The 18,270-nt window shown below is 70.3% G+C and carries 23 protein-coding genes and 1 tRNA gene; 16 read left to right on the top strand and 8 right to left on the bottom strand.

The features are described 5' to 3' along the window. Positions 1–30 precede the first annotated feature (30 nt). The 3 genes from LUM46_RS09435 (at position 31) to LUM46_RS09425 (ending at position 1,116) form a co-directional block, all read left to right on the top strand. Positions 31–103, top strand: a tRNA-Asn gene (locus tag LUM46_RS09435). 237 nt (positions 104–340) lie between these two features. Continuing rightward, a complete protein-coding gene (locus tag LUM46_RS09430) occupies positions 341–748 on the top strand; it encodes a hypothetical protein (protein ID WP_274993573.1) in 408 nt (135 codons plus the stop codon). After that, entirely contained in the window at positions 745–1,116 is a 372-nt protein-coding gene (locus LUM46_RS09425; RefSeq protein WP_274993572.1) for a helix-turn-helix domain-containing protein, read from the top strand. The genes LUM46_RS09430 and LUM46_RS09425 overlap by 4 nt, the downstream gene beginning before the upstream one ends. 375 nt (positions 1,117–1,491) lie before the next feature. Here the strand turns inward: LUM46_RS09425 and LUM46_RS09420 are convergent, their stop codons facing one another. From LUM46_RS09420 to LUM46_RS09400, 5 genes are all read right to left on the bottom strand, one after another. After that, positions 1,492–2,142: a potassium channel family protein gene (locus LUM46_RS09420; protein WP_274993571.1), complete on the bottom strand. Its 651-nt coding sequence runs from the start codon at positions 2,140–2,142 to the stop codon at positions 1,492–1,494. 137 nt (positions 2,143–2,279) lie between these two features. Continuing rightward, on the bottom strand, positions 2,280–3,182 hold the full coding sequence (locus LUM46_RS09415) for an ATP-grasp domain-containing protein (protein WP_274993570.1): 903 nt from the start codon (positions 3,180–3,182) through the stop codon (positions 2,280–2,282). Between the two features lie 82 nt (positions 3,183–3,264). Next, positions 3,265–3,549, bottom strand: coding sequence for a hypothetical protein (locus LUM46_RS09410; protein ID WP_274993569.1), 285 nt, complete (start codon positions 3,547–3,549; stop codon positions 3,265–3,267). 3 nt (positions 3,550–3,552) lie between these two features. Beyond that, entirely contained in the window at positions 3,553–3,954 is a 402-nt protein-coding gene (locus tag LUM46_RS09405) for a hypothetical protein (RefSeq protein WP_274993568.1), read from the bottom strand. 18 nt (positions 3,955–3,972) lie between these two features. After that, positions 3,973–4,884, bottom strand: a complete 912-nt coding sequence (locus LUM46_RS09400) for a LysR family transcriptional regulator (protein WP_274993567.1) — start codon at positions 4,882–4,884, stop codon at positions 3,973–3,975. Between the two features lie 195 nt (positions 4,885–5,079). On the opposite strand from LUM46_RS09400, the gene LUM46_RS09395 reads away from it, so the two are divergent. From LUM46_RS09395 to LUM46_RS09380, 4 genes are all read left to right on the top strand, one after another. Continuing rightward, positions 5,080–5,814 (top strand): SDR family NAD(P)-dependent oxidoreductase, encoded by a 735-nt coding sequence (locus tag LUM46_RS09395; protein ID WP_274993566.1) that lies wholly within the window; start codon positions 5,080–5,082, stop codon positions 5,812–5,814. 36 nt (positions 5,815–5,850) lie between these two features. Continuing rightward, positions 5,851–6,159 carry an NAD(P)-binding domain-containing protein gene (locus tag LUM46_RS09390; protein WP_274993565.1) on the top strand — a complete coding sequence of 103 codons (309 nt, stop codon included), beginning with the start codon at positions 5,851–5,853 and terminating at the stop codon, positions 6,157–6,159. 49 nt (positions 6,160–6,208) lie between these two features. Then, positions 6,209–6,838 (top strand): NADPH-dependent F420 reductase, encoded by a 630-nt coding sequence (locus LUM46_RS09385; RefSeq protein WP_274993563.1) that lies wholly within the window; start codon positions 6,209–6,211, stop codon positions 6,836–6,838. A gap of 70 nt (positions 6,839–6,908) precedes the next feature. Continuing rightward, complete coding sequence (locus LUM46_RS09380; RefSeq protein ID WP_274993562.1) at positions 6,909–7,853, top strand: SDR family oxidoreductase; 945 nt, start codon at positions 6,909–6,911, stop codon at positions 7,851–7,853. 84 nt (positions 7,854–7,937) lie between these two features. Here LUM46_RS09380 and LUM46_RS09375 read toward each other — a convergent pair whose 3' ends face one another. Next, positions 7,938–9,650 carry a cellulase family glycosylhydrolase gene (locus LUM46_RS09375; protein WP_274993561.1) on the bottom strand — a complete coding sequence of 571 codons (1,713 nt, stop codon included), beginning with the start codon at positions 9,648–9,650 and terminating at the stop codon, positions 7,938–7,940. 318 nt (positions 9,651–9,968) lie between these two features. Between LUM46_RS09375 and LUM46_RS09370 the strand changes: the two genes are divergently transcribed. Next, positions 9,969–10,463, top strand: coding sequence for an NUDIX hydrolase (locus tag LUM46_RS09370; RefSeq protein ID WP_274993560.1), 495 nt, complete (start codon positions 9,969–9,971; stop codon positions 10,461–10,463). Between the two features lies 1 nt (position 10,464). On the opposite strand, the gene LUM46_RS09365 is transcribed toward LUM46_RS09370, so the two are convergent. Beyond that, on the bottom strand, positions 10,465–10,650 hold the full coding sequence (locus tag LUM46_RS09365) for a hypothetical protein (RefSeq protein WP_274993559.1): 186 nt from the start codon (positions 10,648–10,650) through the stop codon (positions 10,465–10,467). Positions 10,651–10,721: 71 nt separating this feature from the next. Beyond that, a complete protein-coding gene (locus LUM46_RS09360) occupies positions 10,722–11,270 on the bottom strand; it encodes a MarR family winged helix-turn-helix transcriptional regulator (protein WP_274993558.1) in 549 nt (182 codons plus the stop codon). A 76-nt stretch (positions 11,271–11,346) separates the two neighbouring features. On the opposite strand from LUM46_RS09360, the gene idi reads away from it, so the two are divergent. The 8 genes from idi to LUM46_RS09320 are packed head-to-tail and all read left to right on the top strand — an operon-like array spanning position 11,347 to position 18,238. Further along, positions 11,347–11,928 (top strand): isopentenyl-diphosphate Delta-isomerase, encoded by a 582-nt coding sequence (gene idi / locus LUM46_RS09355; RefSeq protein WP_274993557.1) that lies wholly within the window; start codon positions 11,347–11,349, stop codon positions 11,926–11,928. Beyond that, positions 11,925–12,968: a polyprenyl synthetase family protein gene (locus LUM46_RS09350; protein ID WP_274993556.1), complete on the top strand. Its 1,044-nt coding sequence runs from the start codon at positions 11,925–11,927 to the stop codon at positions 12,966–12,968. Before idi ends, LUM46_RS09350 begins: the two co-directional genes overlap by 4 nt. Beyond that, complete coding sequence (locus LUM46_RS09345) at positions 12,965–13,849, top strand: phytoene/squalene synthase family protein (protein ID WP_274993555.1); 885 nt, start codon at positions 12,965–12,967, stop codon at positions 13,847–13,849. Before LUM46_RS09350 ends, LUM46_RS09345 begins: the two co-directional genes overlap by 4 nt. Next, on the top strand, positions 13,846–15,402 hold the full coding sequence (gene crtI, locus LUM46_RS09340) for a phytoene desaturase family protein (RefSeq protein WP_274993554.1): 1,557 nt from the start codon (positions 13,846–13,848) through the stop codon (positions 15,400–15,402). The genes LUM46_RS09345 and crtI overlap by 4 nt, the downstream gene beginning before the upstream one ends. After that, entirely contained in the window at positions 15,399–15,725 is a 327-nt protein-coding gene (locus LUM46_RS09335) for a lycopene cyclase domain-containing protein (protein ID WP_274993553.1), read from the top strand. Before crtI ends, LUM46_RS09335 begins: the two co-directional genes overlap by 4 nt. Continuing rightward, the gene (locus LUM46_RS09330) at positions 15,722–16,027 is read left to right on the top strand and encodes a lycopene cyclase domain-containing protein (protein WP_274993552.1); all 306 of its coding nucleotides are present in this window, start codon (positions 15,722–15,724) and stop codon (positions 16,025–16,027) included. The genes LUM46_RS09335 and LUM46_RS09330 overlap by 4 nt, the downstream gene beginning before the upstream one ends. Beyond that, entirely contained in the window at positions 16,017–16,886 is an 870-nt protein-coding gene (locus LUM46_RS09325) for a prenyltransferase (RefSeq protein ID WP_274993550.1), read from the top strand. The genes LUM46_RS09330 and LUM46_RS09325 overlap by 11 nt, the downstream gene beginning before the upstream one ends. Further along, complete coding sequence (locus LUM46_RS09320) at positions 16,883–18,238, top strand: TIGR01777 family oxidoreductase (RefSeq protein WP_274993549.1); 1,356 nt, start codon at positions 16,883–16,885, stop codon at positions 18,236–18,238. Before LUM46_RS09325 ends, LUM46_RS09320 begins: the two co-directional genes overlap by 4 nt. Positions 18,239–18,270 lie beyond the last annotated feature (32 nt).

Below are 18,270 nucleotides of genomic sequence, written 5' to 3'. Positions count from 1 at the left end.
CCTCCCGGTGCACGGGACGGGTGAACGCGATCCCGCGTAGCTCAGCTGGCAGAGCATCCGACTGTTAATCGGACGGTCGTTGGTTCAAGTCCAACCGCGGGAGCAACCAGGCCCGGAATCTCAACGATTCCGGGCCTTGCTGTTTCTGTTACATGGTGCCCACCCAGCAGAAACCCAGCATTGTCCCCTGCCGAACCGCACCAGACCCTCCCGGCGACCGACCCCGATGGCGCAGCTGGGCGTGTGGGTGCCTTGGTGGACCGGCCTGGCGCGGGATCTCGATCACAGGACCGTCGACCCTATGCTTGCCATGCGTATGCGCCTGGCGCATAATCGCTGAGTGAACATCTTTCCCGCGCGACCGTTCCGGATCGCGGTCGACGCGCTGAAGGCGAAGGCGGGTGCTGGCGATGAACGCGCTGAGACAACACTGCGTCTCGTGGCGGCTCAGGTCGCCGTCCTCCGTGACCTCGACGGGGAGCCTGCCGAAGAGACCCCGACGGTACGGAGGGTGGTGCAGTCGGGCGAGTTTCCGGTCTGGCGACTCTCACACCCGTTCCGGGAAGGGCACGCCGTACGCACGATCGTCTGGTTCACACCGGAAGGAGAGGCGGTCTTGATGCTGTTCTTCTCAGACAAGGCCCAGATGGGCGACGTGTTCTACGACTCAGTCGGCAGCCGAGCCGATCAAGCGATCGACGAATGGTTGCGCGACCGGCCTACATCACAGAAGGAGGACAACCGATGAGCGCCGAAGATGCCTACACCCCGTTCAACGACGAGCTCGACGAGATCATCAACGCCACCCCTGAGCGCGCCGCCGCTGTCGCAGAGATCCGTGCCGAGATGGACGACGCAGACCGCGCCTATCGGATGAACCTCGCAGCTCTCCGTTCGGCGGCTCACTACACGCAGGAGGAGATCGCTCAGCGCCTGGGCATGAGCCAGAGCGCAGTCTCTCGCGCTGAGAAGCGTGGCGACATGCTCTACAGCACACTCCTGTCCTACCTACGAGCAGCCGGCGCCGAGAACCCAACTCTCGTGGTCACGATGCATGGCAAGCGCATCGAGATCGACTTGGCTACCGCTGCGGAGCACGAAACACCCGCAGCCTGACCTCGCACCGAACGCACCGCCGCATCTATCATCTACGCCGCACTTTCATTGCGGCGCACTACGTCAGGACGCGTCGGAACGGCACCGTCCACGCTGATCTGAGGACGCCTCGGTCGCAGTTCAGCGCACATAACACGTCACATTGGGTCCCAACCGGTTGACGGCGAACTCATCCCGGACGGTCGTTGGTTCAAGTCCAACCGCGGGAGCAATCAGGCCCGGAATCCCTAGGGATTCCGGGCCTCGCTGTTTCCGTGGCATGGTGTCGGCCCAGCGGATACTCACCGCAATCACCCGTCGAACCGCCGAACTGCCGAACTGCCGAACCGCCGAACCGCTCCAGGATCGCCTGGTGGTCGGGATCGACATTTGCCCTCACGACTCCGGCTCTCGCTCGCGTGATCCATCAGCCGCGACCTGCGACACGATCCACCCCATCATGCTCGCGATTAGTGCGCCTACCGTCGCGATGCCAACCAGCATGAGGCCAACGGCAATCAGCCGTCCCTCGCCAGTAACCGGGAAGCGATCCCCGTAGCCCACCGTGGTGACTGTTGCGGCTGCCCACCACAGCGCATCGTCGATCGTGGTGATGTTGGCTTCAGGTGCGTCTTGCTCGGCGTCGAGCACTGCGACCGCGGCCAAGAGGGCCAACATCACGGCGGCCCCGAGGACGTACGTGCTGACGCGTCCGACGAGTGAGTGCGCGGCGGATCGGTTGATGATTCGAACGAGCGCGAGCAACCGCAACAGGCGCAGCGGTCGCAGCATTGGCAGGACGATGAGTGCGACGTCGTACCAATGTCGGCGGATGTACGCCCATCGGGGCCGCGCAAGATGGACGCGAGCTGCCAAGTCGACCGCGAAGACAACCCAGACCGACCAGGTCGCGACTTGCAGGACTGTCGCTATATCGCTGTGCAGTCGCGGGTCGAGCACCGGCCACGCATATGCAACAAGGAAAGCGACTGCGAGCAGCAGCAGTGGAACCTCGGCACGACGTTCCCAACGCTCGACCCGCGTCATAGTCGGGAGATTACGCATGGTGCGGAGAGCCTGCTCGGCGAATGATCGCAGCGCGCATATCGGCACATCATGCGAGGGCTCGACCTATGGGGACACGACACGAGCGAGGATAGGTCGGATTGGCAACCACCACGCCGTCAGCATCCTACGGCGAGCGCCTGCATGAGCAGGGCCGGGTCCTCGGCGGCGGGGAGGTCGCTGACCTGTCCGTCCCCGACCTCGATCACGCGCCAGACACCATCGGACCGCAATGCGAGGTCTGTGGTCACGAACGGCGCACCCAGGGCACGTACGCTCGCGCCGACCGCGACGCACACTGCGGTCGGGACATCCACAGTGGCACGCGCGGGCGCGTCAGGGTGCGGGGTGATCAGTACCGCCGATCCCGCGACCCACCAGATCCGAACTTCCTGGATGTGCCCATCGGCGTCGGGCGTGAACTTCTCGAAGGCACGCACGACGATCCCGCCGGCCAAGTCGTCTCCCTGCAGTTCGACCATCCTTCCGATCACACGGGTGGTGGCCGCGACGTCGGCAAGATCGGGCACGAAGCACGCCTCGTGCCACTCGTGCTTGCGGGACTTCACGTAGTCCTTGACGACGCCCGAACCACCGCCCAGCGCCTCGACCAAGGCGCCGACGTCCGCGCTCGTCGGCGTCCGGCCTGGCTCCCCCGGCAACCAGACGCTCGCCGGGGTCAGGTTCGCGAATATGCCGTACCACCCGGGCAGCTCGTGCGCGGCCTGGTACGCGGGAGTGTCGGTGAGCAGCCGGACTCGACAAGTACGCAAGGCGGCCTGGAGCCGTGAGTACGCGGCGGAAGGCATCATCCAGCCGCGGTACCAGGCGACCCGTTCTCCGTCGGACGTCGGAACCCGACGAACTGCCGCCTGGACGTCTCCAGCGAGGACCGCGTCCTGGTCCACCATCGCGACTCCCATCCCCGCCTGCTGTGCGGCGTCGGCCTCGCGCATGAAGTGTCGATCAGGAACCCAGGGGGCGAGGGGATCGGACGGGACCAGGAGCAGCGGCACGGCCATGCGCGGACCGTACCGACTCGCGGACAGAAGTACCCACGGCGCAACGCTCTGGACGTGGATCCGCTCTGGTCTGCGCGGCGAGCTACGGTTCGCGCGATCGAGGATCGAGCACCCTCAGCAGCGCACTGGCCAGGACGCTCACCGAGACCTGACTGCCCTCGTCAGCAGGTGTCTGCTCCAATTCGTACGCCAGGCCTTGCAAGACCATCTCCGCTGTGAGCGCACCCCAAATCTCAGGCTGGTCGTACACCAGGTCACGCAGGTCCCAGAGAGCCTCCACGAGCTCGTCCTTCGTCTGCGCCGCATCAAGCCGTTGCATCCCGAGCGCGAGCGCGTCCACGCCATGATCGTAGGCGACGAGCTTCACGGACTACTCACGCTCCGCGGACCAGCGGTAGTCGCCTGGGGGCAGTGCGTTTCGCTGCGGCGCAGGCCCGGCGCGGCGCCAGGTCTCTCCGCGACGATCAACTCCGACCGCGAAGACCTTGCCCTCTGCGGAGTCGACCTCCGCCCGCAGATGCTCGGAGACGAGCCGAAGCCCACCTTCGATCCCGTCAACGTCAGGGAAGACATCAGGTGCGCTGCCGCGGGCCGCTTCGATGAACCGCTCCAGACCCTGCAGGTCGATGACGAACTCCACGGGAGCGGCCTTGGGCAACACCTGCACGAGGGCACGGGCCTCGTGGGCGTCAACCGCGATGCGGCCAAGAACCGTGCCGCCACGGGAGATCAGGTCGCGGGCAAGGTCCGGGATGGAGTCGGAGTTCCGCACTGGTTTCCTCGATGTCGCTCAACCACGCCGTGAAACAGCATCGATCGCGAGCTGCCACATCTCATAGTTCCCGCACTCTGCGGTGATCTCGGCCGTCTCCTGAGCCGCGGCGAAGAAGTCGTCGGCCATCGGCGAGGTGCGCGATGCCGCCATCGCGACGAATACCTGGTCGGGCGCCAGGTCCGGGACGGGCACGTAGCTGATGTCCGGTCGCGAGTAGAACACGGTCTCCGAACGTCCCACGAACGAGATGCCACGGCCGGCCGCGACGTGCTCGAGCTTCTCCTCCACCCCGCGTACCCGGAGCCCGGAGTCGGGTTGCGGACGCGCGGTGGGCTGCGTGCTCGGGTCGGCGTGCCAGACCACCGGCTCACCGGCCAGGTCGGCCTCGCTGACCTGCTCCTTGTCGGCCAACCGGTGGCCCGTGGGCAGCGCCACCATGCGGGGCTCGGTGTAGAGCGGAGTCAGGCGCAGGCCGCTCTCGTCGATGGGCAGCCGCACATAGGCGACGTCGACGCGGCCGTCGAGCAGCATCGCAGCCTGGTCGTCCCACTCCATGCGCTGCACGTCCACGACCACGTCCGGATGCCGCGCCTCGAATGCCCGCGTTGCCGGTATGACCGGGATGCCGGCCCGGAAGCCGACCACCAGGCGTTGGCTGCCGCGGGCGGCCACGGACACCCGGTGCCGAGCGGCGTGCGCGGAGGCGAGCAGCGGACCGGCGTCGTCCAGCAGCTGTCGGCCCGCGTCGGTCAGCGCTACGCCGTGGCTGTCCCGGGTGAACAGCGACGCGCCGAGCTCCTGCTCCAGCGCGCGGATCTGCCGACTGAGCACCGGCTGCGCGATGTGCAGCTCCTCGGCGGCCCGGCCGAAGTGCAGCCCGTTCGCGACTGCGACGAAGTAGCGCAGCTTGCGCAGGTCCAGATCCATGGGGCCTCCCGGTCCGGCGATGCCCCCAAGGTATCACCACGGCTGAAAAGGGTCTTGGACACCAGATCAGGCGAATGGCATCGTTCATCGAGGCGGAGAGAATTCGTTTCTGAGAATTCATTCCCGGCGTTTTATTGCGGTGCCCCGAACCGGAAATGAACCGCTTCGGATACCCATCAATTCAACGGAGTGATCGTGGGAAAGCTTGATGGCAAGGTAGCGGTGATCACGGGCGGCTCCACCGGCATGGCGCTGGCCGGCGCCAAGCTGTTCGTCGACGAGGGTGCGCACGTCTTTATCCAGGCGCGGCGGCAGGAAGCACTGGACGAGGCCGTCACCCTGATCGGCCGCAACGTCACCGCCGTCCAGGGTGACGCGGCCGACCTGGACGACCTGGACCGCTTGTACGACACCGTCAAGCGGGAAAAGGGCTCGATCGACGTGCTGTGGGCCAGCGCCGGAATGGGCGAACCAGCCGTACTCGGCGAGGTCACCGAGGAGCAGTTCCACCGCGCCTTCGGGCTCAATGCGCGTGGCACCTTCTTCACCGTGCAGAAGGCGCTGCCGCTGATCAATGACAACGGCTCGATCCTCATGACCGGATCCAACGCCTCCCTCGGTGCCTTCCCCGGTTGGAGCCTCTACGCGGGGAGCAAGGCCGTCCAGCAGGCCTGGGCCCGCGTCTGGCTCAACGAGCTGCGCGAGCGCAAGATCCGGGTCAATGTCCTGACGCCCGGCCAGGTCGCCACCGCCAAGCAGGACGAGCTGTTCGACGAGGCGACCGTGGCCGCCTTCGAGTTGCTCATCCCCCGGGGAAAGATGGGCCGCCCGGACGAGATCGCGACCATCGCCCTGTTCCTCGCGTCCGACGACTCCAGCTACGTCAACGGCCTGGAGCTGGTGGCCGACGGCGGCACCACAGCCCTCTGAAGCACCGCCTCGAGAACAGGAAAGAGAGCACACCTCATGAGCAGCATCACCCTGATCGGTACGGGGAACATGGCCCGCGCCATCGGCACGCGCGCGGTGGCGGGCGGCAACAGCGTCGAGGTCATGGGACGCGACCAGTCCAAGGCCGATGACCTGGCCGAGGCTCTGGGCGGCGCGACGACGGGCCCGTGGGGCGCCCAGAGCCTCGGACTGCGCCCGCTGGATGCCGGCGGCCTGAAGATGGCGCACTGGCTCGAAGGCATGGGCGTGGTCACGGTGGGCCTCGCAGGCAACGGCGTCGGCCACGGCGACTTCGCCCTCGGCGTCAACGAAGCAACCGCCTGAGCCTTCTGGGCAACGGCGTTCAACTCAGACCAGAGAAAGAGCACTCACCATGAGCAGCATCAGCATCAGCGTCATCGGCCTGGGCGGCATGGCCAGCGCCATCGCCGCTCGTGCCATCGCGGCCGGCAACTCCGTCGAGCTCGTCGGTCGCGACGCGGCCAAAGCCAAGGAGCTGGCCGCCACGCTCGGCGGCGGGGCCACGGTGGGGACGTTCGGCACCGTCCCTGCCGGCGACATCGTCGTCCTCGCCGTGCCGTACGCCAGCGCAGTGGCGGTCGTCGCCCAGTACGGGGAGGCGCTGGCCGGCAAGGTCATCGTCGACATCTCCAACACCTTCAACGCGGACGCCACCGGGCTCGTCACCCCCGACGGCACGTCCGGTGCGCAGGAGATCGCCCAGGCCGCACCTGCGAGCGCCGACGTCGTGAAGGCGTTCAACACGGTCTTCGGCCACGTCCTGGCCCAGGGGCGTCCGTTGGACGTGTTCTTCGCCGGCGACGACGCGCGGGCCAAGGCCGACGTGTCGGCGTTCATCGAGAGTCTCGGGCTGCGCCCGCTCGATGTCGGCGGCCTCGAGATGGCTCGCTGGCTGGAAGGGGTCGGACCGCTGTTGATGGGTCTGGCCCGCCACGGCGCGGGCAGCTTCGACATCGCGCTCGGCGTCGACCTCCCGGGCTGAGCGCACCAGCGCCGCCACAGCACTCATCGCCGCACCACTCACCACCACACCACTCACAAGGAGCAGCAGCTTGCGCGTCTTCGTCACTGGCGGGACCGGCCATTCCGGTTCGCACATCGTCCCCGAGCTCCTCGCCGCCGGTCACGAGGTCACCGGCCTGGCCCGGTCGGAATCGGCCGCGGCGGCGCTGTCCGCGGTCGGCGCGAAGGTACGCCGCGGCGACCTCCAGGACCTCGACGGGCTCCAGGAGGCGGCCGCCGACTCCGACGGCGTCATCCACGTCGCGCACCGGCAGGACCTGCTGCCGTCCGGTGGGATCGACGCCGTGGCCGCCGCGGAGCTCCCGGTCATGCTCGCGTACGGCGAGGCACTCGCGGGAACCGGAAAGCCGCTGGTCGTGGCGGGGAGCATCGGCTCGCCCGGCAACGGCCGGTCCCTGGGCCGGCCCTCCACCGAGGACGACCCGGCCCTCCCCGTCGGCGATGAGCACCGCGGCACCCTGCGGGCTCGTAACGTCGTGGAGACCGCCGTGATCGGCCTCGCCGAGCGGGGAGTGCGGTCTTCGGTCGTGCGGATAGCCAACATCGCGCACAGCACGGCCGATCGTGCCGGCTTCCTCCCCCTGCTGATCGCGCTCGCGCGGGAGAAGGGCTTCGCCGGCTACCCCGGAGACGGCGCGAACCTGTGGAACGCCGTGCATGCCCGCGACGTCGCCTACTTGTTCCGCCTGGCGCTCGAGAAGGGCCCGGCCGGCAGGTACTGGCACGCGGTGGGTGACGGCGGCATCCCGCTCCGCGAGATCGCCGAGGCGATCGGCGGCCGCCTGGGCCTGCCCTCCGTGAGCGTGCCTCTGGACGAGCTGATGCTGCCGGGACACTTCGGGTTCCTCGCGAACGTCGTCACGCAGGGTTACCCGACGTCCACCCTCATCACCCGCCGAACTCTCGGCTGGGAACCCGCTCAGCCCGGCCTGCTCGCCGGTCTGGACAACGGCAACTACTTCCCCGCGAGCTGACAGCAGGGCCCCGGGATCGCGACGGGTCCGGCGTCGGAACTTCGGGGACGGCGCGTTCGCGCCGTCCCCGAAGGCTTCCGTCCGTCAGGCGGTACCGCTGACGACGGCACCGTCGCGGGTCACCGTGTACTCCAGGGTCTGGCCGCTCCAGAAGTGGAGCGTCAGGGAGACCGGCTCACCGTCCTGGAGGCTGTCCAGGTACCGCTTGGTCAGCCTGATCGTCCCGTCCTCGTAGTCCGGCCTGAAGTCGTCCCAGAACTCCGGGAAGGTCGTCCAGCCGTGGTACCCGGCCCCGGTGCCGTCGGCGTAGACGGACTCCATCGTGGCCAGCCGGTCGCCGTTGAACGTCGTGGGGATCCGCAGCGACTCGTTGGTGCCCGAGGCGTCCTCGACGGCAGGGTCCTGCGAGCTGATGACGTTGAGCTTCCACGGCATGCCCTCGGAGAAGTGCACCTTCAGCTGTGCACCGGACCCGATCTCCCGGTCCCCGAGGATGCGCTTGAGCAGGTGCGCCTTGATCCTCAAGGTGGTCCCGTCGAAGGAGTAGTCCTTGCCGGCCCGCAGTGTCGTGGTCCCGAAGCGGAGCTTCTGGAACGTGAGGCCGTTGAGGTCCAGGGTGACCGAGGCGTCCTTGACCTTGTCCGAGGCATCGACGAACACGATGTCCGTGGACGCGGTGCCGGAGCGGGTGGTCCAGGCCGTGGAGATGTAGTCGAACTGCTCCTGGTCGCGCCACTCGCGCTTGAAGCGGTCGAAGTGCGTGCCGTTGTCCCACCACATCGTCGTGATGCCCGTGGTGCGGGCCAGGTAGCCGAAGTGCTCGAAGAACTTGAGGTACTCGCCGCGCTCGACCTTGTTGTCGTAGTTGTCGAGCAGGCCGTACTCACCGATGATGACGGGGATGCCCTGGGAGACGAAGGTGTCGACCTGGTTCTGGAAGCTCTCCTCCAGCAGGTTCCGCACCTCCTCGTTGTAGGTGGTGTAGCCGGCGACGTTCACGCTGAAGGGCCAGAAGCTGTAGTTGTGGGTGGTCGCGGCCAGCATCGGGTCGTCGAGTGCCGCGATCTCGGCGGCGAGGGCGTCCATGTCGGCCTGCTCGGCCCCGGTGTGGAGCGTCGGCAGGACCAGCAGGCGGTCGGAGTTGTTGCTGCCCGACGAGCGCACGATGTCGTGGAACGAGCTGTTCAGCTCGGCCATGTGCCGGTGGTCCTCCTCGGCACCCGAGGAGCCGGTGAAGCCCTGCTCGTTGATGGACTCGAAGGTCAGCTCCTGCGGGTAGTCCTTGAACGTGTCCGCGATCTGGGTCCAGGTGGCGGTGTACTGGGCCATGACCTCGTCGTGCTTGGTCGGCAGGTGCGTGACCCACTGCCACGAGTCGTGATGGATGTTGATCAGGACGTAGAGGTCCGCGTCGAGGGCCAGGTCGACGATCTCCCGCACCCGCTCCATGGTCTCCGGCTCGACCGTGTGGTCCGGCGCCGGACCGGTGTGGTTGCCCCAGCTGACGGGGATGCGGACCGAGTTGAAGCCTTCGGCCTTGATGTCCTTGAAGAAGGTGTCGTCGACGCGCGGGTTGCCCCATGCGGTCTCGCCTCCCTCGCCGCAGCACTGGGCGTCGAGGGAGTTGCCGAGGTTCCAGCCCGGCTGCATCGCCGCGGCGATCTCCACGGCCGACGTCGGCGTGGTGGCCGTGCTGTGCACGGCTGTCGGCTGCGCACCGGCGGGGACGGCGAGGCTCGCCGACAGTGCCAGTCCGGCCGCCAGCGCGGCGAGCTTCTTCCAAGGAGGTCTCTTCACGGTATGCCCTTCTTCGCGCACGGGTGGCGCACGACGAGGCTGGTGGCTCCCCGTCGAGCGCGCCTTGGGTACTACGACGATCGCTGGCCGCGTCGTTGCCGGCTCAGCATCCGCTTCGAGGAGACAGCCCTCGAAGCGCTTCAACAAAATAGGGCTTCAAGGCGATGGTGCGCAATCCCCGGATCACGAGATCTAGCCCATCTCGGCGTCCATGTCGCCAGATTCTTGGGCGGACCGATATCGAAGCGCTTCGAGGACGGGCGGACGATCTCGCCATGCGCGGCGCGAACCCGGGGATCCGAGCGCGAGACTGGACCCATGCCAACGACCAGTGCGGGCCTTCTCCCCTACCGACGGCTCACCGACGGCGGGTTCGAGGTTCTGCTCGGCCACATGGGCGGGCCGTTCTGGGCCCGCAAGGACGAGGGCGCGTGGACGCTGCTCAAGGGCGAGCTCGACCCCGACGAGGAGCCCCACGCCGCGGCACTGCGCGAAGCGCGCGAGGAGCTCGGGATCGAGCTGCCGCCGCCGTCGGCCCCGGACATCGAGCTCGGCGAGGTCCGTCAGCGCTCGGGCAAGAAGGTCCTCGCCTGGGCGCGCGAGTGGCCCCAGGACGGTCCTGACCTGGAGCAGATCACCGGCAACACGGTGGAGGTCGAGTGGCCCCCGCGGTCGGGACGGCGCATCGAGGTCCCCGAGATCGACCGGGTGGCCTGGCTGGCGCCCGACGACGCGCGGCGCCTCGCGGTCAGCGCACAGGCCGCGTTCGTCGACCGCCTGGCAGAGGCGCTCGCGAGAGCGGCAGCGTCCTGAGTCAGCCCTGCGCGACCGAGTCCAGCCAGCTGTACCGCAGGCGCAGCGCGGGAACGAGGAGCAGGAGCAGCGAGAAGAACCCCATCCAGCGGCTCAGCACCGGGTGCTCACGGTCCAGGCGCTCGCGGCGTCCCTCGGCAGAGTCCTGGTCCGGGACCAGCTGGTGCACAGCGCCCTGGTCGGTCACGTAGTGGCAGCGCTTGAGGCCGGCGCATGACAGTTGTCACGGCCGGCGCCTCCCCGCGGATCCGCTCCGGGTCAGTCCTCCTCGCCCGTGCCCGCGAGGTCGTTCAGGAAGCGGGTGACGATCTCCCGCTCCTGCGGGCTCAGACGCGCCGCGGCCTCGAACCGCCGGGCGTGGCTGCGGCCGACGGTTCGCTGAGCGGCCAGACGGGTCTCCTCGGTGACCTCGATCGCCAGGCTGCGCCGGTCAGAACGGTGGGGAAGCCTACGGACGTGGCCACCCTCCGTCAGCCGGTCGAGCACCTTGGTGGTCGAGGCGGACGAGATGCCGAGGTGCGCGGCGATCGCCCCCGGCGTCGCGATGTCTCCCCGGTGCTGGGCGGCGATGACGAAGCGCAGCGCGCGCATGTCGGTCTCGCCCAGCTTCATGTACCGGCGCGACGCCTCGCTCAGCCGCTGCTCGGTCTCCCGCCAGCTCCGCAGCCCCGCCAGGACACGCACCACCTGGTCCACCTCGTCGTCGCCGAGACCCGCTCTCCGCACGATCTCCTGGTGTGGATCCAGGACGCGGGGATCCAGCATCGACAGCTCGATGGGCTCGGCCGGCTCAGATTCAGGCACCACGCCCGCTCCCCTCCCTGGATTAATGCTTCCTGTGCTTGAATATAGCCTGGCTAGTTAAAACCATCGAGGAGGGCACGTGCCGACAGAGAGAGTCGTCCTGCTGGACGAGGACCACGCGCCGATCGGGTCGGAGCTCAAGCACCTCGTCCACTCCGAGAGCACACCGCTGCACCTGGCGTTCTCGTGCCACGTGCTCAACGCCGCCGGCCAGGTGCTGGTGAGCCGCCGCTCGCTGGGCAAGCAGGCCTGGCCCGGGGTCTGGACCAACTCCTTCTGCGGCCACCCGCAGCCGGACGAGCCGATGGAGGACGCCATCGTCCGCCGCGCCCGCGAGGAGCTTGGCCTGACCGTACGCGACCTCCGGGTGGTCCTGCCCGACTTCCGCTACCGAGCCGTCGACGCCTCGGGAGTCGTGGAGAACGAGGTCTGCCCCGTCTACCTCGCGGTCACCGACGGGGAGCCGTGGCCGAACCCGGCCGAGGTCATGGACGAGCACTGGACCGATCCCGCCGCGCTGGGGAGCGCGCTCCGGGCGGCGCCGTGGGCGTTCTCCCCGTGGTTCGTGCGCCAGGCCTACGAGATGACGCTCTACACACCGTCGGGATCCGCGGGCACTTTCGGCCTCGGAACGGTTCCGGCCGGAGGGACGCCGAGATGACCGAGACCCTCGCCCGGGACGCCGTGGACGTCGTCCTCACCGACTTCTTCGAGGACCGGATCCGACGTGCCACCCCGCTCGCCCAGCACTACGCGCTCCTGTGGCGGCGGCTGGCCCGGTCGTCCGAGGGCGGCAAGCGACTGCGCCCTCGGCTGCTGCTCAACACGCACGCGGCGTTCGGCGGCACGCACCCCGAGGACGCCACCACGGCGGCCGCGGCGTTCGAGCTGCTCCACACGGCCCTGCTGCTGCACGACGACGTCATGGACCAGGACCTCAGCAGACGGGGACGCCCCACCGTCTCCGCCGAGTTCGCGAACGACGTGGCGGACGACGGCCTGTCGCCGGAGGTCGCCGCGGCCTGGGGCGACGCGTCGGGGATTCTCGGCGGCGACCTGCTGCTCAGCGCCGCCCACTCCCTCGTCGGCCGGGTCCGGCCGGAGGTCCGCGCCGACCTCGCCGACATCATCGACGAGAGCCTGTTCCGGGCCGCGGCCGGCGAGCAGGAAGACATCGCGTTCGGCCTGGGCACGGCGTCGGCGACGCCCGAGCGGGTGGTGCGGATGATGGAGAACAAGACCGCCGGCTACTCGTTCGCCGCCCCGCTGCGAGCGGGGGCGGCGCTCGCCGGGGCGGGCGCGGACGCCTCGGCCGAGCTGGACCGGGTGGGCACCGCCCTGGGCGTGCTCTACCAGCTGCGCGACGACCTGCTGGGTGTCTTCGGCGACGCGGGCCGCACCGGCAAGAGCACCACGAGCGACCTGCGCCAGGGCAAGCGGACCCTGCTCGTCGCCTTCGCCGAGGGGCAGCCGGCGTGGACGGCGGTGCGCCACCTGTGGGGCGACCCGCAGCTCGACCCGACCGGCGCCGCCCTCCTCCGGGACGCACTGGTCGCGAGCGGTGCGCGCGACCAGACCACGGACCTCATCGACGTCATGCGGCGAGAGGCGGTCGCCGTGATCGGCGGCTCCACGCTGCCCACCGGTCTGCGGCAGGAGCTGGTCGGCCTCGCGGACGCCCTCGCGGAGCGTGAGTCATGAACCCGTCGTCCTCCCTCGCGCTCTACACGGACACGGCCCACCTGGCCGCGGCCCAGGTGCTCGGCGCCTACTCGACGTCGTTCAGCCTGGCCACCCGGCTGCTACCACCCGCGCAGCGCGCGATGATCGAGGACATCTACGCGCTGGTGCGGGTGGCCGACGAGGTGGTGGACGGCCCCGCGCACGAGGCGGGCCTCGCGCCCGCCGAGTGCCGTAGCGCCCTCGACGCGCTGGAGACCGAGACGTACGCGGCGCTGCGCAGCGGGTTCAGCGCGAACGTCGTGGTGCACGCCTTCGCCACCACCGCGCGGGCGGTCGGTGTCGACGAGACGCTGGTGCGCCCCTTCTTCGCATCGATGCGCCGCGACCTGGACCCGGTGGCCACGCTCAGCGTCGGGGAGTTCCACGACTACGTGCACGGCTCGGCGGAGGTGGTCGGCCTGATGTGCCTGCGCGCCTTCCTGCACGGCTCACCCGTCTCCCCCGCGGTCCGCAGCCGGCTGGAGGAGGGAGCACGCCGGCTCGGCGCGGCGTTCCAGAAGATCAACTTCCTGCGTGACCTCGGCGACGACGAGGGCCGCCTGGGCCGGTCCTACTTTCCCGGCACGGGTCCCGACCATCTCGACGACGAGCACAAGGCGGTGATCGTCAAGGACATCGACGCCGACCTCGCCGCCGCGCGCGCCGTGATCCCGCTGCTCCCCGCCGGGCCGCGCCGCGCGACGGCGCTGGCCGCCGGTCTCTTCACCGAGCTCAACGACCGGCTGCGGCACACCCCTGCCGCCCGGCTGCGCGGGCATCGGGTGTCCGTGCCGACGGCCGTCAAGCTGCGCATCGCCGCGGCGGTCCTCGCCGGCACGCGGGCGGGGGCGCGGGCATGACCGACAACATCCGCGGCCGACGGGTCGTCGTGATCGGCGGCGGCATCTCCGGCCTGGCGACCGCCGCCCTGCTCGCCCGGGACGGTGCCGAGGTCACGCTGCTGGAGGCGCGGCCAGAGCTCGGTGGCCGCGCCGGACGGTGGGAGCGCGACGGCTTCCGGTTCGACACCGGCCCCTCCTGGTACCTCATGCCGGAGGTCTTCGAGCACTTCTTCCGCCTGCTCGGCACCAGTGCCCGCGACGAGCTGGACCTTGTGCGGCTCGACCCCTCCTACCGGGTCTTCTTCGAGGGTGACGCCGAGCCCTTCGACCTGCCCGCCGACGGCGCGCGCGAGGCGCTGCTGGCGCTCGACCCGCCGTCGGCGGCGAGGCTGGGGACCTACCTGGACTCCGCGGCCGAGACGTACCGGATCGCCACCGAGCGGTTCCTGTACGCGACGTACGCGTCGCTCGGACCGCTGCTCGACCGCGACCTCGTGCGCCAGGCACCGCGTCTGGCCCGCCTGCTCGGCGAGCCGCTGGACCGCTTCATCGCGCGCCACACGACGGACGACCGGGTCCGCCGCATCCTCGGCTATCCCGCCGTGTTCCTGGGCACCTCGCCACACGCCGCACCCAGCATGTACCACCTCATGAGCCACCTGGACGTGACCCAGGGCGTGCTGTACCCGCGCGGCGGGTTCGGCGCGGTGATCGACGCCGTCGCCCGGGTCGCCCAGCGGGCGGGCGCGAAGCTGCACACCGGGCAGCGCGTGGAACGGATCACGGTGGCCGACGGCGCCGTCACCGGTGTCGTGGTCGACGACGGCACCGGCCGGACGTACGACCTGGAGGCGGACGTCGTGGTGTCGAGCACGGACCTGCGCGTGACCGAGCACCACCTGCTCGACCCCGCGCACCGCAGCCACAGCGACCGCTGGTGGAAGCACCGGGATCCCGGCCCTGGCGCCGTGCTGGCACTCCTGGGGGTGCGTGGCGAGCTGCCCCGGCTGGCGCACCACTCGCTGCTGTTCGCGCGCGACTGGCAGCAGGGGTTCGACGCCATCTTCGGCCACCGCCCGTCGGTGCCGACACCCACGTCGCTCTACGTCTGCCGCCCGAGTGCCACCGACGCCGTCGCACCGCCCGGACACGAGAACCTGTTCGTGCTGATCCCCGTGCCCGCCGACACCACCATCGGCGCGGGCGGCGTGGACGGCGCCGGGGACCCGGGAGTGGAGCGCATCGCCGACGAGGCCATCGCGCAGATCGCACAGTGGTCCGGCACGCCCGACCTCGCGGACCGGGTGGTCGTACGGCGCACGATCGGCCCCGCCGACTTCGAGCGGGACTTCGGCGCCTGGCGCGGCGGCGCCCTCGGCCCCGGCCACACCCTGCGCCAGAGCGCCATGTTCCGTGGCCCCAACGCGTCCTCGCGCGTGTCCAACCTCCTGTACGCCGGCGCGACGACGATCCCCGGGATCGGCCTGCCCATGTGCCTGATCAGCGCGGAGCTCGTCGTCAAGCGGCTGCGGGGCGACACCACCGCCGGACCGCTGCGGGAGGACGGATGAGCTACACCTACCTCGCCGTGCTGCTGCTGTCGGCGGCCGGGGTGCTGGTGCTGGACGCCAGGTTCCGGCTGTTCTGCTGGCGCTCCCCCGGGCGCGCGGCCGCCGTCCTCGCGGTCGGCACGGCGTTCTTCCTGGCCTGGGACCTGGCCGGCATCGCGCTGGGCGTGTTCTTCCACGGCACCGGGCAGTACATGACAGGGATCATGCTCGCCCCCGAGCTGCCCCTCGAGGAGCTGGTGTTCCTCCTGTTCCTGTGCGAGCTCACGATGGTGCTGGTCATGGGCGCCCAGCGCGTCCTGGACCGCGCGGGGAGAACACGATGACCTACCTCCTGCTCGCCCTCGCCTTCCTCGCGGTGGCCGCGACGGTCGCCGTCGTGGCGCGACGTTCCACGAAGCCCGGCGTCAGCTGGCGCGCCCTCGCGCTCGCCGCCGTCGCCCTGCTGATCCTCACCACGGTGTTCGACAACCTGATGATCGCCAGCGGGCTGTTCGCCTACTCCGACGCGCACATCTCGGGGCTCCGGGTCGGGCTGGCGCCCGTCGAGGACTTCTCCTACCCGCTGGCCGCCGTCGTCCTGCTGCCGGCGCTGTGGTCCCTCTTCGGAGGCCGCGATGATCGCTGACCTCGCACGTGCCTCCCGCCCGCTGAGCTGGATCAACACCGCCTACCCCTTCGCCGCGGCGTACCTGCTGACGACCGGGGACGTCGACGCCTCGCTGGTCCTCGGCACGCTGTTCTTCCTCGTGCCGTACAACCTCGCGCTCTACGGGATCAACGACGTCTTCGACTACGGCTCAGACCTCGCCAACCCCCGCAAGGGCGGCGTCGAGGGCGCCCTGCTCCCGCCTGCTCGGCATCGCACGATCCTCGTCGCGTCCGTCGTCAGCTGCGTGCCGTTCGTGGTGGCGCTCGTCCTGCTCGGCCCGCCGCTGTCGTGGGTGGCGCTCGCGGTGAGCCTGTTCGCGCTCGTCGCCTACTCCGCGCCGCCGTTCCGCTTCAAGGAGGTGCCGGTGCTCGACTCGCTGACCTCGAGCGTGCACTTCGTGAGCCCGGCGGTCTACGGCCTGACGCTGGCCGAGGCCGAGCCGACACCCGAGACCCTCGCGGTGCTCGGCGCCTTCCTGCTGTGGGGCATGGCGAGCCACGCCTTCGGCGCGGTCCAGGACGTCGTCCCGGACCGCAAGGGAGGCATCGCCTCGATCGCGACGGCGTTCGGCGCCGCCACCACGGTCCGCCTCGCCCTCGCGGCCTGGGCCGCCGCCGGGCTCCTGGTGGCCACCACCGGCTGGCCCGGTGCGCTCGCCGGCCTGCTCGTGCTCCCCTACCTCGCGCTCGCGCTCCCCTACGCGCGGCTGAGCGACGCGGAGTCCGCCCGGGCCAACGGCGGGTGGCGCCACTTCCTCTGGGTCAACTACGCGGTGGGCACCGCCGTGACCATGATCCTCATCCTGCACGTCCTACGGAACGGAGGCCTGCCATGACGCTGGTCAAGCCACTGACCTGGTCGAGCGTGGTCGCCTACCCGCGCGCCGAGGTCTTCGCCTGGCACGAGCGGCCCGGCGCGGTCTCACGGCTCACGCCGCCGTGGGCGCCGATGGGGGTGGTCCGGGAGGCGACGTCCCTGGCCAACGGCGAGGCCGTGCTGGGCCTCCCGCTCGGGCTGCGCTGGGTGGCCCGGCACTCGGGCTACGAGCCACCGGAGCGGTTCGTCGACGAGCTGGTCTCCGCGCCGCTGCGCTGGGGCGTGCGCTGGCGGCACGTGCACGAGCTCCGCGACGAGGGCACCCGCACCCGCATCACCGACACCGTGCACACGAACGTGCCGCCGGGGCTCCTGCGCGCCATGTTCGCCTACCGGCACCGCCAGCTCCGCATGGACCTGGCGGCACAGGCCACCGCACGGAACAGCGGCGACCGGCCGATGGTGGTCGCCGTGACCGGCAGCAGCGGGTTCGTCGGCAGTGCCCTGGTGCCGTTCCTGACGACCGCCGGCCACCGCGTGATCAGGCTGGTGCGCGGTACGCCGCACGGCCCCGACGAACGGCGCTGGGACCCCGCCGACCCGGCCGACGACCTGCTGCGCGGGGTGGACGCGGTGATCCACCTCGCGGGCGCATCGATCGCCGGCCGGTTCACCGACGCGCACCGCGCCGCCGTCCGCGGGTCGCGGATCGGGCCGACCAGGGCGCTCGCCGAGCTGGCCGGACGCACCCCGGACGGGCCGTCCGTGTTCGTCTCCGCCTCGGCGATCGGGTACTACGGCCCGGACCGCGGCGACGAGGTGCTCGACGAGTCCTCCGCGCGGGGCGACGGGTTCCTCGCCGACGTCGTCGCCGACTGGGAGCAGGCGACCAGCGCCGCCGCCGAGGCCGGGCTGCGGGTGGTCACCGTCCGCACCGGGCTCGTGCAGTCACCGCGCGGCGGGACGCTGCGCCTGTTCTACCCGCTGTTCTCGGCAGGGCTGGGCGGCAGGCTCGGCGACGGGCAGATGTGGCAGTCCTGGATCGGCATCGACGACCTGGTGGACGTCTACCACCGCGCGCTCTACGACACCGGGCTGTCCGGCCCAGTCAACGCCGTCGCGCCGGAGCCGGTGCGCAACGCCGCGTACACGAAGACCCTCGCCGGGGTGCTTCGCCGGCCGGCGGTCCTGCCGGTCCCCGGCCTGGGCCCGCGGCTGCTGCTCGGCCGCGAGGGGGCGACCGAGCTCGCCGAGGCCAGCCAGCGGCTGTACCCGGCGGCCCTGCTCGGGCGGGGGCACCGGTTCCGGCACCCGACCCTGGAGCCGGCCCTGCGTCACCTGCTCGGGCGCGACGGGCGCAGCTCGGGCTGACGCGCGTCGGCCAGCCGGTATGGCGCCGCCCT

Source organism: Promicromonospora iranensis (genome assembly GCF_028994805.1).
Taxonomy (GTDB): Bacteria; Actinomycetota; Actinomycetes; order Actinomycetales; family Cellulomonadaceae; genus Promicromonospora; species Promicromonospora iranensis.
Note: the sequence above shows the minus strand (reverse complement) of the source record. Positions and strands in the feature narration are given on the sequence as shown.

Excerpts from the sequence above, each read along its gene's own strand:
- LUM46_RS09425 (WP_274993572.1), top strand. The coding sequence starts at position 745 with ATGAGCGCCGAAGATGCCTACACCCCGTTCAACGACGAGCTCGACGAG.
- LUM46_RS09420 (WP_274993571.1), bottom strand. The coding sequence starts at position 2,142 with ATGACGCGGGTCGAGCGTTGGGAACGTCGTGCCGAGGTTCCACTGCTG.
- LUM46_RS09415 (WP_274993570.1), bottom strand. The coding sequence starts at position 3,182 with ATGGCCGTGCCGCTGCTCCTGGTCCCGTCCGATCCCCTCGCCCCCTGG.
- LUM46_RS09400 (WP_274993567.1), bottom strand. The coding sequence starts at position 4,884 with ATGGATCTGGACCTGCGCAAGCTGCGCTACTTCGTCGCAGTCGCGAAC.
- LUM46_RS09390 (WP_274993565.1), top strand. The coding sequence starts at position 5,851 with ATGAGCAGCATCACCCTGATCGGTACGGGGAACATGGCCCGCGCCATC.
- LUM46_RS09385 (WP_274993563.1), top strand. The coding sequence starts at position 6,209 with ATGAGCAGCATCAGCATCAGCGTCATCGGCCTGGGCGGCATGGCCAGC.
- LUM46_RS09370 (WP_274993560.1), top strand. The coding sequence starts at position 9,969 with ATGCCAACGACCAGTGCGGGCCTTCTCCCCTACCGACGGCTCACCGAC.
- LUM46_RS09350 (WP_274993556.1), top strand. The coding sequence starts at position 11,925 with ATGACCGAGACCCTCGCCCGGGACGCCGTGGACGTCGTCCTCACCGAC.
- LUM46_RS09345 (WP_274993555.1), top strand. The coding sequence starts at position 12,965 with ATGAACCCGTCGTCCTCCCTCGCGCTCTACACGGACACGGCCCACCTG.
- crtI (WP_274993554.1), top strand. The coding sequence starts at position 13,846 with ATGACCGACAACATCCGCGGCCGACGGGTCGTCGTGATCGGCGGCGGC.
- LUM46_RS09335 (WP_274993553.1), top strand. The coding sequence starts at position 15,399 with ATGAGCTACACCTACCTCGCCGTGCTGCTGCTGTCGGCGGCCGGGGTG.
- LUM46_RS09330 (WP_274993552.1), top strand. The coding sequence starts at position 15,722 with ATGACCTACCTCCTGCTCGCCCTCGCCTTCCTCGCGGTGGCCGCGACG.
- LUM46_RS09325 (WP_274993550.1), top strand. The coding sequence starts at position 16,017 with ATGATCGCTGACCTCGCACGTGCCTCCCGCCCGCTGAGCTGGATCAAC.
- LUM46_RS09320 (WP_274993549.1), top strand. The coding sequence starts at position 16,883 with ATGACGCTGGTCAAGCCACTGACCTGGTCGAGCGTGGTCGCCTACCCG.